Annotated in this window: 11 protein-coding genes; 2 read left to right on the top strand and 9 right to left on the bottom strand. The window is 66.9% G+C overall.

What is annotated here, in order from left to right; all coding sequences use genetic code 11:
* Positions 1-13: 13 nt before the first annotated feature.
* The 9 genes from dhaK to ACODS4_RS06535 form a co-directional block, all read right to left on the bottom strand.
* Positions 14-1,003, bottom strand: a complete 990-nt coding sequence (dhaK, locus tag ACODS4_RS06575) for a dihydroxyacetone kinase subunit DhaK (RefSeq protein ID WP_488861905.1) — start codon at positions 1,001-1,003, stop codon at positions 14-16.
* Positions 1,004-1,151: 148 nt separating this feature from the next.
* Positions 1,152-1,805, bottom strand: coding sequence for a dihydroxyacetone kinase subunit DhaL (gene dhaL, locus ACODS4_RS06570; RefSeq protein WP_488861903.1), 654 nt, complete (start codon positions 1,803-1,805; stop codon positions 1,152-1,154).
* Between the two features lie 26 nt (positions 1,806-1,831).
* Entirely contained in the window at positions 1,832-2,872 is a 1,041-nt protein-coding gene (locus tag ACODS4_RS06565) for an ABC transporter ATP-binding protein (RefSeq protein ID WP_488861901.1), read from the bottom strand.
* Positions 2,873-2,874: 2 nt separating this feature from the next.
* Complete coding sequence (locus ACODS4_RS06560) at positions 2,875-4,005, bottom strand: ABC transporter ATP-binding protein (protein WP_488861899.1); 1,131 nt, start codon at positions 4,003-4,005, stop codon at positions 2,875-2,877.
* A 10-nt stretch (positions 4,006-4,015) separates the two neighbouring features.
* Positions 4,016-4,216 (bottom strand): hypothetical protein, encoded by a 201-nt coding sequence (locus tag ACODS4_RS06555; RefSeq protein ID WP_488861897.1) that lies wholly within the window; start codon positions 4,214-4,216, stop codon positions 4,016-4,018.
* Positions 4,213-5,175, bottom strand: a complete 963-nt coding sequence (locus ACODS4_RS06550) for a carbohydrate ABC transporter permease (protein ID WP_488861895.1) — start codon at positions 5,173-5,175, stop codon at positions 4,213-4,215. The genes ACODS4_RS06555 and ACODS4_RS06550 overlap by 4 nt, the downstream gene beginning before the upstream one ends.
* Positions 5,172-6,134 (bottom strand): carbohydrate ABC transporter permease, encoded by a 963-nt coding sequence (locus ACODS4_RS06545; protein ID WP_488861893.1) that lies wholly within the window; start codon positions 6,132-6,134, stop codon positions 5,172-5,174. The genes ACODS4_RS06550 and ACODS4_RS06545 overlap by 4 nt, the downstream gene beginning before the upstream one ends.
* 121 nt (positions 6,135-6,255) lie before the next feature.
* On the bottom strand, positions 6,256-7,605 hold the full coding sequence (locus ACODS4_RS06540; RefSeq protein WP_488861891.1) for an ABC transporter substrate-binding protein: 1,350 nt from the start codon (positions 7,603-7,605) through the stop codon (positions 6,256-6,258).
* A gap of 70 nt (positions 7,606-7,675) precedes the next feature.
* Complete coding sequence (locus ACODS4_RS06535; RefSeq protein ID WP_488861889.1) at positions 7,676-8,710, bottom strand: LacI family DNA-binding transcriptional regulator; 1,035 nt, start codon at positions 8,708-8,710, stop codon at positions 7,676-7,678.
* Positions 8,711-9,423: 713 nt separating this feature from the next.
* On the opposite strand from ACODS4_RS06535, the gene ACODS4_RS06530 reads away from it, so the two are divergent.
* Positions 9,424-12,027 carry a methyl-accepting chemotaxis protein gene (locus ACODS4_RS06530; protein ID WP_488861887.1) on the top strand — a complete coding sequence of 868 codons (2,604 nt, stop codon included), beginning with the start codon at positions 9,424-9,426 and terminating at the stop codon, positions 12,025-12,027.
* Positions 12,028-12,181: 154 nt separating this feature from the next.
* Positions 12,182-13,909, top strand: a complete 1,728-nt coding sequence (locus tag ACODS4_RS06525; RefSeq protein ID WP_488861885.1) for a uracil-xanthine permease family protein — start codon at positions 12,182-12,184, stop codon at positions 13,907-13,909.
* The last annotated feature ends 72 nt before the right edge of the window (positions 13,910-13,981 follow it).

Here is a 13,981-nt window from a genome sequence, read left to right as displayed (position 1 = left end):
GCGCGCGAGCCGTTCAGCAGCCCCAGCGCAGGGCGGGCGTGTGGACCGGGGCGTCCCACAGGCGGGTCAGTTCCTCGTCCAGCAGACAGACGGTGATCGACGCGCCCGCCATTTCCAGCGCGGTGGTGTAATTGCCGACCAGCGAACGGGCGGCGACGACGCCCGCCGCGCCCAGGCGTTTGGCCGCCGCGTTGAACAGCACATACAGCTCCATCAGCGGCGTGGCGCCAAAGCCGTTCACCAGCAAAAGCGCCTGCGCCCCGGCGGCGGGCTTCAGATCGTCCAGGACCGCCGTCATCAGATCATCGACGATCTCGTCGGCGGTCTTCATCGCCTCGCGGCGGCGGCCTGGCTCGCCATGGATGCCGACGCCCATTTCGATCTCGTCGTCGGCGATGACGAAGGTCGGACGGCCCGCCGCCGGAACGGTGCAGGAGGACAAGGCGACGCCCATCGAGGCGCAACGCTTGTTGACCTTTTCCGCCAACGCCTTGCAGGCGTAGAGATCCTGCCCCTCCTCCGCCGCCGCGCCGACGATCTTTTCGACCAGCACGGTTCCGGCGACGCCGCGCCGTCCGGTGGTGTGGGTGGAGTTCACCACCGCGACATCGTCATCCACCATGGTGATGAGGTTTTCGATGTCCAGCATCTCGCTGGCCATCTGGAAATTCATCCCGTCCCCGGCGTAATTCTTGACGATGAACAGCACGCCCGCGCCGCCATCGACGGCGTGGGCGGCGGCGATCATCTGATCGGGCGTGGGAGAGGTGAAGACCTGCCCCGGACAGGCGGCGTCGAGCATGCCGCGCCCGACAAAGCCGGAATGCAGCGGCTCATGCCCCGATCCGCCGCCGGAAATCAGCGCGACCTTGGCGCGCGGCTCGCCCCGCCGCTTGACGAAGGTCGGCTCGAACGCGACCTCGACCAGGGTCGGGTGCGCGGCGGCGAAGCCCGACAGGCTTTCTTCGATGAGGGTGTCGACGTCGTTGATAAGCTTTTTCATGGAAGCTCTCTCCCTGGATCACGCCCGTCTCGTTGGCGCGCGGCGGCGTCCCCGCAGGGGAGCCAGGACGGTGGACGGGCGATGATCCGGTCAGTGTCCGTGGGGAAAACCGGCGGGTCAAGCCCGGTCGGTCACGCGGTTGGGCAGTTCACGCGGTGCGCTGCAAGGCCGGAGCGGTTCCGGTCAGCAGATCGCAAACCGCCCAGATGGCGACTTGGCAGGTTTTGGATCCGGGGTCGAGATGGCCGATGGCGCGGTCGCCCAGAAAATTGGCCCGCCCCTTGGTGGCGATCATGTCGCGGGTGGACAGCATGCCGCGCAACGATTCCTCCTTCAGGGCGGCGCACAGGCTTTCCATCGGCTCCGCCGCGCCGGTCAGCCGGTCAAACAGGCGGGCCACCGGAATCAGCACGTCCAGCATGGTTTTTTCGCCGACGTCGGCCTTGCCCCGGCTGCGGATGGCGTCCACCCCGGCGGTGAAGGCGGCGGCGAGGTCGCGTGGGCTGGGTTCGGCGTTGCCCTTCAGCGTCTTGCCCATCGCCAGAAAGAGGCTGGCGAACAGCGGCCCCGACGCCCCGCCGATGGTGCTGAGCAGCTTCGCGCCGATGGCGGTCAACGCTTCGTCCGGGCTGCGGGTCGCCAGATCGCCGCTCATCGCGGTGATGACGGAGCAGCCGCGCCGGACGTTGATGAAATGATCGCCGTCGCCGATGGCGCGGTCCAGCGCCTCGATCTCGTTTTCAGCGGCGAGGATGGCTTGTTCGATGGCGGCGACCGCCGCGATGATGTCCGCCGTGTTCATGACGGGTGTCCTTTCTGGAAAAGAGGTCAAGACGCCAGCCGTTGGCCGTTCGCGTCGAAATACCGGCTGCGGTTCGGCGGGAAACCGACATGGATGACGGAGCCGGGCGGGGGGGATCGCTCGGCGGGCAGAAGAATCCGCAACTCCACCCCTTGGCGCTCGGCCACCAGGCTGCGGCTGAGCAGCGAGGATTCGATCACCGTGCAGGGGATCGTGCCGGGCGCGGCGTGGTCCAGGCGGCAGACGACGTCTTCGGGCCGGATCGCCACATGGGCGGTGGCGGCGGGCATCGCGGCGGGAAGGCCGCCCGCCGCGTCGGCCAGCCAGCCGGGCGGCAGAATGTTGATCGCCGGAGCGCCCAGCCGTCGGGCGACGTCGAGGGTGAGCGGGTTGTCGTACACCTCTTCGGGCGTGCCGACCTGCCGGACCCGCCCGCCGTCCAACACGGCGATGCGGTCGGCCAGGGTCAACGCCTCGACCTGATCGTGGGTGACGTAGAGCACGGTGGCGGCCATGCGCCGCTGAATCCGCCGCAACTCCACCCGCAACTCCTCGCGCAGCTTGGCGTCCAGCGAGGACAGCGGTTCGTCCATCAAAAAGGCGCGGGGCTGACGCACCAGGGCGCGACCGATGGCGACGCGCTGCATCTCGCCGCCCGACAGCTTGGTGGACAGCCGGTCGAGCTTGCCGTCGATGCGCAGCAGGGCGGCGACCTCGGCCACCCGGCGGGCGATCTCCTCCTCCGGCAAGCGGCGGCCCGGCGCGCGCAGCGGGAAGGCGATGTTGTCGCGCACGCTCAAATGCGGGTAGAGCGAATATTGCTGGAAGACAAAGGCCACGTCGCGATCCGCCGGGTGACGGTCGGTGACGTCGGCGCCGTCCATGCGGACCCGCCCGGAATCGGGCTTTTCCAGACCGGCGATCAGCCGCAGGCTGGTGGTTTTGCCGGCGCCGCTGGGGCCGAGGATGACGAAGAACTCACCATCCTCCACGGTCAAGTCGATGCCGTCGAGCGCGGCGACGGCGCCAAAGCGCTTGGTCGCGCCCTCCAATGTGACGCTGGCCATGGTCAATGCCTCCGTTGCGGCGGGGTGGCGGCGGTCAGGCGATGCTCGTCGCTGGCGCGGCTGGCCATCAAGGCGTCGCTGGCGGCGTTGAACAGCACCACATGGTCGCGGTCGAAAGACAGGCGCAGGGTTTCGCCCTCCGTCAGATGGATCGCCCGGTCGATCCGCGCGCTGAGCGGCCCGGCGGGGGTGTGGAGCAGGGCGATGCGGTGGGAGCCGAAGAACTCCGTTCCGGTGACGCGGGCGGCCAACGGCCCGGCGGGGTCGATGCGGACATGGTCGGGGCGCACGCCCAAAATCGCCCGTTCGGCGTCGTCCAACAGGGGGGAGACGCGCACCGGCGCTCCACCATCGCCGCCATGCGGCGTGACATGCGCGTCATGGCGCGACACCGGCCCGTCGAGCGTCAGGAAATTCATCGGCGGGCGTCCGATGAAGTTGGCGACGAAGCGGTTGGCCGGAAAGCGGTGGATGCGTTCGGGCGTGTCGGATTGCTGGATCGCGCCATCCTTCATGATGACGATGTGGTCGGCCAGCGCCATCGCTTCGGTCTGGTCGTGGGTGACGAAGACGGTGGTGGTGGCCAGCCGGTTGTGCATACGCCGCAGTTCCACGCACATCAGCTCGCGGAATTCGGCGTCGAGCGTGCCGAGCGGCTCGTCCATCAGATAGGCCTGGGGCTGGCGGACGATGGCGCGGCCCAGCGCAACCCGCTGGCGGTCGCCGCCCGACAGGCCGCCGATGCGGCTGTCGAGCAGCGGCCCGATGCGCAGCGCCTCGGCGACGTCGGCGACCCGCCGTTTGATCTCGGCGCGGGGAACCCCCTCGTTGCGCAGGGGAAAGGCGATGTTCTGCCGCACCGTCATGTGCGGGTAGAGCGCGAAGAGCTGGAACACCATGGCGATGTCGCGGTCGCGCGGGCGGGCGTGGGTGACGTCGCGCCCGCCCAGCCGGATCCGCCCGCTGGTCGGCGTCTCCAGCCCGGCGATCATCCGCAAGGTCGTCGTCTTGCCGCAGCCCGACGGGCCGAGCAGCACGACGAATTTGCCGCTGTCGATCGTCAGGTCGATGTCGCGGACGGCCACCGCCTCGCCAAAGCTGCGGCGGAGCTGGCGCAGTTCAATGTCGGCCATGGGCGGCCTCCTACTCGGGAAACTTGCCGACGACGGTGAACAGGGCCGTGCCGGTGAGGATGACGGGGAAGGACCAGCCATAGAGCGCGATGGAGAAGGGCTGCATCAGCAGAAACACCCCCAGCACGATCAGGCCGGTCGCGGCGTTCTCCCACGGCGCCCGCCGGAAACAGCGGCGCCACACGGAGGCGGGGTTGCGGGTTGCGGTCATTTGCGCACCGCTCCAAAGGTGATGCCGCGCAGCAGATGGCCCCGCAGCAGGACGGTGAAGACGACGATGGGAATGACGAACAGGGTGGTGGCGGCGGCCACGGCGGGCCAATCCTGGCCGCCTTCGCCGATGATGAAGGGGATGAAGGGCGGCATCGTCTGCGCCTCGCCCGAGGTCAACAGAACGGCGAAGGCGTATTCGTTCCAGGCGAAGATCAGGCAGAAGATCGCGGTCGCGGCGATCCCCGTCACCGCCTGGGGCAGCACCACCTTCACGAAGGCTTGCAGGCGGGTGTAGCCGTCGATCATGGCCGCCTCTTCATACTCGCGCGGGATCTCGTCCATGAAGCCCTTGAGCAGCCAGACGGCGAGCGAGACGTTGACGGCGGTGTAAAGCAGGATCATCCCGACATGGGTGTCGGACAGGCCGAGCGCCCGGTACATCAGATAGATCGGGATGGCGACGGCGATTGGCGGCATCATCCGGGTGGACAGGATGAAGAACAGAAGATCGTCGGCCAACGGGATGGTGAAGCGGGAAAAGGCGTAGGCCGCCAGCGTGCCGAGAAACACCGCCAAAAAGGTCGAACCAAAGCCGATGATGACCGAGTTGACGAACCGCCCGCCGACCTTCGACGGGCCGACGATCAGCATGTTCTTGGCCCGCGCCATCTCCTCGTACCAGCTCGACGGCGGCGGCAGCGAGGCGATGTACTCCGGCGTCTGCCGCGACTGGGCGGTGAAGAGGTTGACATACCCCTCCAGCGTCGGTTGGAACAGCAGTTTGGGCGGATAGGCGATGGCGTCCGCCGGGGTGCGGAAGCCGGTCAGCACGATCCAGACCAGCGGCAGCAGCGCGATCAGGGCGTAGATCACCACCAGGGTCGCGGCGATCCGCTTGGACAGCGGCGACGGCGTCGTCACCGAAAAGGCGATGGGGGTTTTGGTCAGGGCGCTCATCGTTGTTTCACCCGTTTCAAAGCCTTGACGTAGATGTTGGCGAGGCCGAACACGGTCACGAACAGAATGATCGCGAAGGCCGAGGAATAGCCGCTGCGCCATTTTTCAAAGGCTTCGCGCTTGAGCGTGATCGACGCGAGTTCGGTGGTGGAGCCGGGGCCGCCCGAGGTCAGCAGATTGACCATGTCGAACATTTTGAAATTCTCGATGCCCCGGAACAGCACCGCCAGCATGATGAAGGGCAGCACCATCGGCAGCGTCACCGACCAGAAGCGGCGCCAGGGCGACGCGCGGTCGATTTCGGCGGCCTCATAGATGTAATCGGGGATCGAGCGCAGCCCGGCCAGACAGATCAGCATGACGTAGGGCGTCCACATCCAACTGTCGACCAGCACGATGGCCCAAGGCGCCAGATTGACGGAGCCGATCATCTGGAAGGAGCTGGGCGACACCCCGCCCAGAAAGCCGATCACCGTGTTGAACAGGCCGGTTTGCGGCTGGAACAGGAAGGTCCAGAAATTGCCGACCACGGCGGGCGACAGCATCATCGGCAGCAGGATCAAGGTGGTCCACAGCGTGTGGCCGCGAAACTGCCGGTTTATCAGCAGGGCCAACCCGAACCCCAGCAGCACTTGCAGCGTCACCGTCCAGAAGACGAAATGCGCGGTGGTCTGCATCGCCTCCCAAACGTCGGGATCGCTCAGGATGTTGGTGTAATTCAGCAACCCGACGTCGCGCACGGCGGCGTTGGGCCGGTTGGCGTAGAAATTGGTGAAGGACAGGCGGATGGTCCACAACAGCGGGAAGATGTTGATGGCCAACAGCAACAGCAGGGTCGGCGTGATGAACAGCCAGGCGATGCTGCGGTCCGACAATCCTTGCACGCGCGCGGACAGCGGACGGGGCGTCACCGCTGCGGCGCGCGCGATGAGCGAGGCCGGGCCGGTCGAGTCCGTCATGATGGGGCCTCCTGCGAAAGACGGCGGAGAGGGCGGAACAGCGGGGGACGTGAGACGGCGGGGGAAGCGGGGCGGCGGCAGGGCCGCCCCGTCCCCTCCGGCCCCCGTCCCGTCCGGTGGGTTACAGCTTGCCTTCTTCCTTGAAGACCTTGGTCCAGTCGCGGACCAGCAGGTCGAGCGCCTCTTTCGCGGTTCCCTTGTCGGCCACCACATAGTCGTGAACGCGCTTTTGCATGTCGAGCAACAGCGAGGCGTACGCCGGTTCGGCCCAGAAATCCTTGACCATTTGCATGGATTTCAGGAAATCGGCGGCGAAGGGCGCGCTTTTGGGGAAACCGGGATCAAGCGTGACCGATTTGGCCGCCGAATAGCCGCCCAGCGCCCACCATTTCTTTTGCACGTCGCCTTGGGCGAACCATTTGACATATTGCAGCGCCTCGGCCTTGTGGTTGGAATAGCTGACCACCGACAGGCCTTGACCGCCAAGCTGGGCGTATTGGACCTTTTCCGCCGGGTTGACGAAAAAGCCGATCTTGTCGCCGCCGACGTTGGCGTCCTTGTACAGGCCGGGGAAGAAGGCGAAGAAATTCATCTGCATCGCCACTTGGCCCGATTTGAAGGCGTCGAGGCCCTCCTGCATGTAGGCGTTGGTCATGCCGGGCGCCGTGCAGCACTTGTAGAGCGATTTGTAAAACTCCAGCCCCTTCACCGCGTCGGGCGAATTGACGAAGCCCTCCATCTGATAGGGTTTTTTCGGATCGCTGTATTCAAAGCCGAAGCTGTACAGGGCGTTGGTCACGCCCATGGTGATCCCTTCCGATCCGCGTTCGGTGTAGATGTAGGCGCCATAGACCTTTTTGCCGTCGATCTCGCGGCCCTGGAAGAATTCGGCGACCTGTTTCAAGTCGGTCCAGGTGGCGGGCGGAGTCAGGTCGCGGCCCGTTTTGGCCTTGAAGGCGGCGCGGATGTCGGCGCGCTCGAACCAATCCTTGCGGTAGGTCCAGCCCACCGCGTCGCCCATCGCCGGAAGCGCCCAGTAATTCGGCGTGCCCTTGGGCCATTCCGAATAGCCGCGCACGGTGGCGGGCAGGAAGTCATCCATCTTGATGCCTTCCTTGTCAAAGAACTCGTTCAATTTGACGTAATGGCCATTCTCGGCGGATCCGCCAATCCATTGGCTGTCGCCGATGATGAGATCGCAGAGATTGCCCTTCGAGTTCAATTCGTTGAGGAAGCGGTCGGCGTAGCTGGTCCAGGGCACGAATTCAAAATTCATGCTGACGCCAGTCTTGGCGGTGAAATCCTTGGACAGTTCAACCAGCGCGTTGGCGGGATCCCAGGCGGCCCAGCACAACGTCAGGCCCCGGCCCTTGGCGCTTTTGGCATCCTGCGCCTGGGCGGAACCGACGCCGGTCGCCAGCGTGGCGAGCGCGAGAGCGGCGGCGCCCAGCGTCTTCAGCATCTTGGACATTTCCTCTGACCTCCTTGGTTTTTGTTGGGTGGCGTTGGCGCGCCGCTCCAAGGAGGTCAGGGGGAGAGCGTTATGTCAGATTCTCCGACGTGAGGATCTCCAACCTCGGTGGAACGGCGATGGGCGGACCGCGCAGACTCTCCCGCAGCGCCAACAGGGCCTTGGTCGCGGTCATCACGCAGTCGTGGACATCCTGGTGCAGCACGAAGGACAGGCTTCCATTGACCAGGAGACGCCGGTTTCCTTCGCTCAAATCATGGGCGACGCTGGCGAAATCCGCCCCGAAACCGGCGGCCCGCACGGCGCGCGTCACCCCATAGGCGCAGCTTCCAATGGCGTAGAGACCAGCCAGCCGGTCGCGCAGATCCGGGCGCGTCAGCAACCGGGCGACGGCGGCGCAGGCGTCCTCTTCCCCGCTCGGCAGATCGAGCAGGCGCAGAATCTCGATGTTGGGGAAGCGTTCCTCCAAAAGCTGGGCGAAGCCGACCCGGCGGTCGATTTCCGCCGCGTAACGGGTGGTTTGCGAGGTGAGAAGCACGGTGGCCGGACGCGCCGTTCCGATGATCCGCCCGATCAACAGCGCGGCGGTGCGCCCGGCGGCGCGGTTGTCCATGCCGACATGGCTCGCCCGCAGCGACCCCGCCAGATCGGACATCAGGGTGATGACCTGAACCCCGGCGCGCACCAGTTCGTTGACGGCCAGCTTGATCGCCGGAACGTCGGGCGCGAACAGAACGACGCCGTCATACTCCTCCAGGCTGGCGAGATCGGCGGCGAACCGATCCGGGTCGCCGGGATCAAAACGGTGCGTGACCTCCGTGATGTGAAGATGGCGGAAATCCCCCGCCATCTGGGCGATCTGACGATCAACCATGTCGTACAGCGGCAGACGGGTGGCGGGCAGCACGAAGGCCACCCGATAGCCGACGGCCTTGCGCGGGCGGCCCCGCGCCGGGCTGTCCACGGCCAGCGTCGCCATGGCTTCGCGCACCCGTGTGGCGGTTTCGGGCGCCACGCCGGGCCTTCCGTTCAGCACCCGGTCAACGGTCGCCGTGCCGACGCCGGCCAGCCGCGCGATCTCAGCGATGGTCTTGTTTGCGGTCATGACCGTGCGCTTTCGATGATGTGATTTTGCCGGTGATGGAAAATTAAATCAATCATTTTATCAGCCCAACAAACGATTTTCAGGCGAGGCCTCAGCCTGGTCTCGCCCAGCCTGACGCCGCGTTCTGAACGGTGATGGTGCGAGCGACCCGTCCGCCGTCGTGAAGCGGCGCGCAGGCTGCGGATCTGTCGGGGCTGTCACGGTTGGTGGGGCCTGCTTCCTGTTCGCGCGCGCCCCCCTCGGAGGAGCGTTCGCCGACGATGATGGCCATATCATGGCCCCTGCGACGTCAATGCCCGCAACGGCATTTTCCAGCCTTTCCCGGAGCGGTTCAAGACCAGAAGCGGCGGTTTTGGCCTGCGGTCGCCGCCGCGCGATACGAAGCGGTTCCTGGAGCCGCCCTTGCGACGCGTCATCGTCGCCGCCCTGGCTGGGCGTGGCGGCGTCGGACGTGGGGGTTTAAAAATGTAAAAATTGAAACATGAATCGCGCCTATTTTCCATATATCGGAAAAATTTATAGAATCATTCAGAATGCCGGAAAACTGCGTTGACGGGTTCGGTTCACAAGCTGAACCATTCGCCCCCAATGGTGGGGCATAAGGTCGCGGCGCAGCCCGTCGGCGCGCCGCTCGTCCCCCGTGTCAGGGCATTTCCATCGCGCCGCCCTGGCGAGACCGTTGACCGATGCCGTCTCTGGGGGAGCCGCCGATCATGACCATCGCCGATTCGACCACGCCGACGCGGGAACGCCGTTTTGGCGTGCGCGCCAAGCTGCTGCTCGCCTTTGCCGGGATGGCCGGTTTGACCATCGCGGCGAGCGGGGTCGGCTTGTCCTCCTTTTCCGCCATGGAAGCGCCCTTGCTGCGGATCGTCGACACCAGCCTGCCGGAAATGGGGTTGGCGACCCGCTTGTCGGGGGAGAGCGGCGGCATCGCCGCCGCCGCGCCGACGCTGGACGGGGCCGACACGCAAGAGGAGCGCGAGCGGCTGCATGGCGAGATCATGACCCGCGCCTCCGCCCTGATGGGGTTGGTCGAGGAGTTGGCGGGGCGGCGCCCGACGGATCCGCATGTCCCCGCCGTGCGGGACAAGGCCGCCGCGCTGTTGGCGACGCTGGAGGCGGAGAACGACGCCGTCGGGCGTCGGTTGACCCTGCGGGCGGAGCGGGAAGGCGCGATGGCGGCGCTGGCCACGGGGTATGACGGCTTTCAAAGCGCGCTGGCCCCGTTGATCGAGGGGGCCGGGGCGGCTTTCCGCGCCAAGGGCGACGCGCTCGACGCCAGCACCGACCGCGACATGGGCGGGCTGTCGGAAGCGGTGCGCTCGCTGATCGGTCTGTATGATCTGCGCGGCGACATCGTCGCGGCGGCGGAGGCGCTGAGTCTGGCGGGCGTCGCGCCCTCCGCCGCCGTGGTCAGCCAGCAGCAGCAGGTGTTTCTGCAAGCGTCCTCGCAGGTCAGCGGCGCGGTCGGCGCGCTGGCCGAGCGGTTGGGGGCGGACACGCCCGCCGCGCTCGACGCGTTTTTCGCCATGGGCTATGGCGCCGACGCGCCGTTTGATTTGCGCCGGTCGGCGTTGGATGCGGCGGACGGCGCGCGCGGCGCGCTTGACCGCCGGGTGTCCGACCGCCTGACCGAAGCGCGGACCCGCGCGGCGGCCTTGCTGGAGGCGCTGCAACGCCCCTTGCAGAAGGTGAAAAGCGAAATCAAGCGGTCGAGCTTCAACGTCCGTTCGCAGACCCAGGACGGCCTGCAAGAGCTGCTGGGCCGCGAGTTGGAGCGGTTCCGCGCCTTTCTGGAATTGTCGATTCACGGCGACGCCCTGACCGGCGCGCTGAACGAAGCGGCGCAAGCCCCGGACGTCGCCCGGTTGGCGCTTTTGGAGGCGCGCCACGGGCGGTCGGTCGCCGCCTTGGCCGAACGGCTGAAACTCTTGAACGCGCAAGGCGGCGCGAGCCTTTCGGCGCTGCAACCCGCCGCCGACGCGCTGGCGGCCTTTGGGCGGGGCGAACGCGGCGTGTTCGCCTTGCGCCGGGCGGAACTGGCCGCGTTGCGGCAAAATGAGGGGGTGTTGGCCGACAGCCGGGCGGTCGCCCAGCAATTCGCCGTCGCCGTGGACGCGCAGATTGGCGCGATGAAGGACGAAGCCGGGACCGCCGCCGCCTTGGCCGCCGCCGCGATCGCCCAGGGCCGCTTGATGCTGATCCTGTGCGCGGCGGGAAGTCTGCTGGTCGCGGCGGCGCTGACCTGGTTCGTCGCCGGGCGCAGCATCGCCGCCCGCGTCAGCGATCTGTCCGACGCCATGCGGGCGCTGGCCGACGGCCAGCTCGACGCCCGCATCCCACCGGCCGGAACCGACGAGATCGGCGACATGGCGCGCGCCCTGGCGGTGTTCCGCGACACCGCCATCCGCGCCAATGAGGCCAACGCCCAAGCCGAAGAGGCGCGGCGCAACGCCGCCCAGGAACGCCGCCGCGTTCTGATGGAGACCGCCGAAACCTTCGAGACCAGCGTCCGGGGCCTGTTGGAGCGGGTCGCGCGCGCGGCGGGCGACATGCAGGGCATGGCGCAAAGCATGAGCCGCAACGCGGAGATCACCACCGGCGAGGCGGAGACCGCCGCCAGCGCCTCCCATCAGGCCGAGGGCAGCGTCAAGGCGGTGGCCGCCGCCACTGAAGAGCTGTCGGCGTCGATCCAGGAAATCGGCGCCCAGGTCAACGCGTCGAGCGCGATCACCCGCAAGGCCGCCGAGGACGCGGAGCGCACCGACCACACGGTGGAGGGGCTGACCCGCAGCGCCAACAAGATCGGCGAGGTGGTGCAACTGATCCACAGCATCGCCAGCCAGACCAACCTGTTGGCGCTGAACGCTACGATCGAGGCGGCCCGCGCGGGGGAGGCGGGCAAGGGATTCGCCGTCGTTGCGGGCGAGGTCAAAAATCTGGCGAGCCAGACCGGCAAGGCGACGGAGGAGATTTCGGTCCAGATCGCCGCCATGCAGGGGGTGACGCGCGAGGCGGCGGACGCCATCCGTTCCATCGCCGGAACCATCCGCAGCATCAACGAGATCGCCGCGACCATCGCCGCCGCCGTCGAACAGCAGAGCGCGGCCACCCGTGAAATCGCCCGCAACGTCGGCGAGGCGGCGGACGGCGCCCAGCATGTCCAGAACGCCATCGCCGTGGTCGCGCAATCCGCCGCCGACTCCGGTTCGTCGGCGGGGCAGGTCCTGACGGCCTCCACCACCGTCGCCGACGAGCTGCGGTCATTGGGCGCGCAGGTCGATGGGCTGGTGCAACGCATGCGGGCGGGATGAGAGGGCGGCGCGATTGCTCCCGATCCGGTGTGATTGGCCCAACCCGGTGTGATTGAGATGTGAACGTCTTGTCAATGGGATGACGGGCGGCTTGGCAGGCTGGTGAGGACCGCCTATCGTGCGTGCTTCCAACCGATCCCGCGCAGCGAGCATCATGGCCAAGCGACCGACAGAGATCACCTATTGGGTTGATGAACGGCCCCCCGCCCTGGCCCTGGTTCTGCTGTCGCTTCAGCATTTCGCCCTGGTGGCGATCTTTCTGGTGGTGTCGGTGACGATCGCCCGGATGGCGCAGCTCGACGCCGAAGCGGGCAGCCGTCTGGTCAGTCTGACCATGATCGCCGGGGGCGTCGCCACCATCCTGCAATGTCTGGGGCGGGGCGGGCTGGGATCCGGCTTCATGGTTCCGGCGACCACCACCACCATTCTGCTGCCGCCCGCCGCCTTGGCGCTGGCCAAGGGCGGCTTGCCGTTGCTGTTCGGCATGAGTCTGTTTTCCGGCTTGCTGGTGATGGGGCTGTCGCGCGTCATTCATCGGTTGAGGCCGCTGTTTCCCACGGAAATCGCCGGTTTCGTCGTCTTCATGATCGGGCTGACCGTGATGATCCTGGCGGTGCGCCAACTGGTCGGCATGGGGCAGGCGGACGGCGAATATCTGCGTTTCGCGGCGGTCGGCCTGCCGGTGTTGGCGGTGATCGTCGGCTTCAACGTCTGGGGCGGCAAGCGGTTGCGGCTCTATTGTTCGTTGATCGGCGTGGTGTTCGGCTACGCGCTGGGGATGGCGGAGGGCTGGCTCGCCCCGCTCGACATCCAGCATCTGGAGGAGGCGCCGTTGCTGGCCCTGCCGCAGCCAGGCAGCTTCGGGCTGGCCTTCGACGTCGAACTGCTGCTGCCTTTCATCATCACCGCGCTGGCGATGACCTTGAATTCGGTGGGGGCGGTGACGGCGGCGCAAAAGGCCAACGACGCCGATTGGAAGCGCCCGGACATGGGCAACATCGGGCGCGGCATTCTGGCCGACGGCGTGGCGAACGTCTTCGCCGGTTTGATCGGCGGCGTCGGGCAGGCGGCGACCTCCGGCGCGGTCGGCCTGTCGGTGGCGACCGGAGCGACCAGCCGGACCATCGGCCTTGGCGTGGGAACGCTGCTGGTCGGCCTGTCCTTTTCGCCGAAGATCGCCACCGCGCTGCTCATCATGCCGCCGCCGGTGATCGGCGCGGCGTTGATGTCCAGCGGCTGTTTCCTGGTGATGAACGGCATCCAGGTCATCAGCTCCCGCATGCTTGATTCACGCAAGATCTTCGTGCTGGGCATCGCGTTGGCCTTTGGGCTGGGGCGGCTGGTCGATCCGCATTTCTTTGAGACTCTGCCCGGCTGGCTTCAACCTTGGGTCGGCTCGCCGCTGACGGTCAGCGTGGCGCTGGTCATTCTGCTGAACGCCACCTTGCGCATCGGCGCCGGCACCCGCAGCCGGGTGCGGCTGGACATCGCCCATCTGACGCCGGAGCAGTTGACCGAGGTGGTGACGGAGCAGGGCCAGCTTTGGGCGGCGGAGCCGGAAACCATCCACCGCGTCCGCTTCGCCTTGCAGGAGGTGTTCGACCTGCTGAGGCAAAACGACATGGTGATGACGGAGGCGGGCGGGCGGCGTCCGCTGGAGCTGAAAACCCTGTTCGACGAGTTCACCTTTTCCGTCGCCGTCACCTACAGCGGCTTGCCGCTGACCATGGAGAAGAACCGCCCGACCGAGGATGAGATCCTGGAGGACGAGAACGGCATGCGGCGTCTGGCCTCCTACATGATCGGGCGGATGGCGAACAACGTCAGCGCGTCCGTCCGCAACGGCGGGCGCTGCGAGATCCTGCTGAGCTTCAACGCCTGAATTTGGCGGCCTGAATTTGGCGGCTTCGGCCTTTGGTCTTGCGCGGTGATCCGCAAGCGTCCTGGTGGCGTA

The sequence above is a fragment of the Azospirillum sp. FG154 genome, assembly GCF_057809575.1.
Note: the sequence above shows the minus strand (reverse complement) of the source record. Positions and strands in the feature narration are given on the sequence as shown.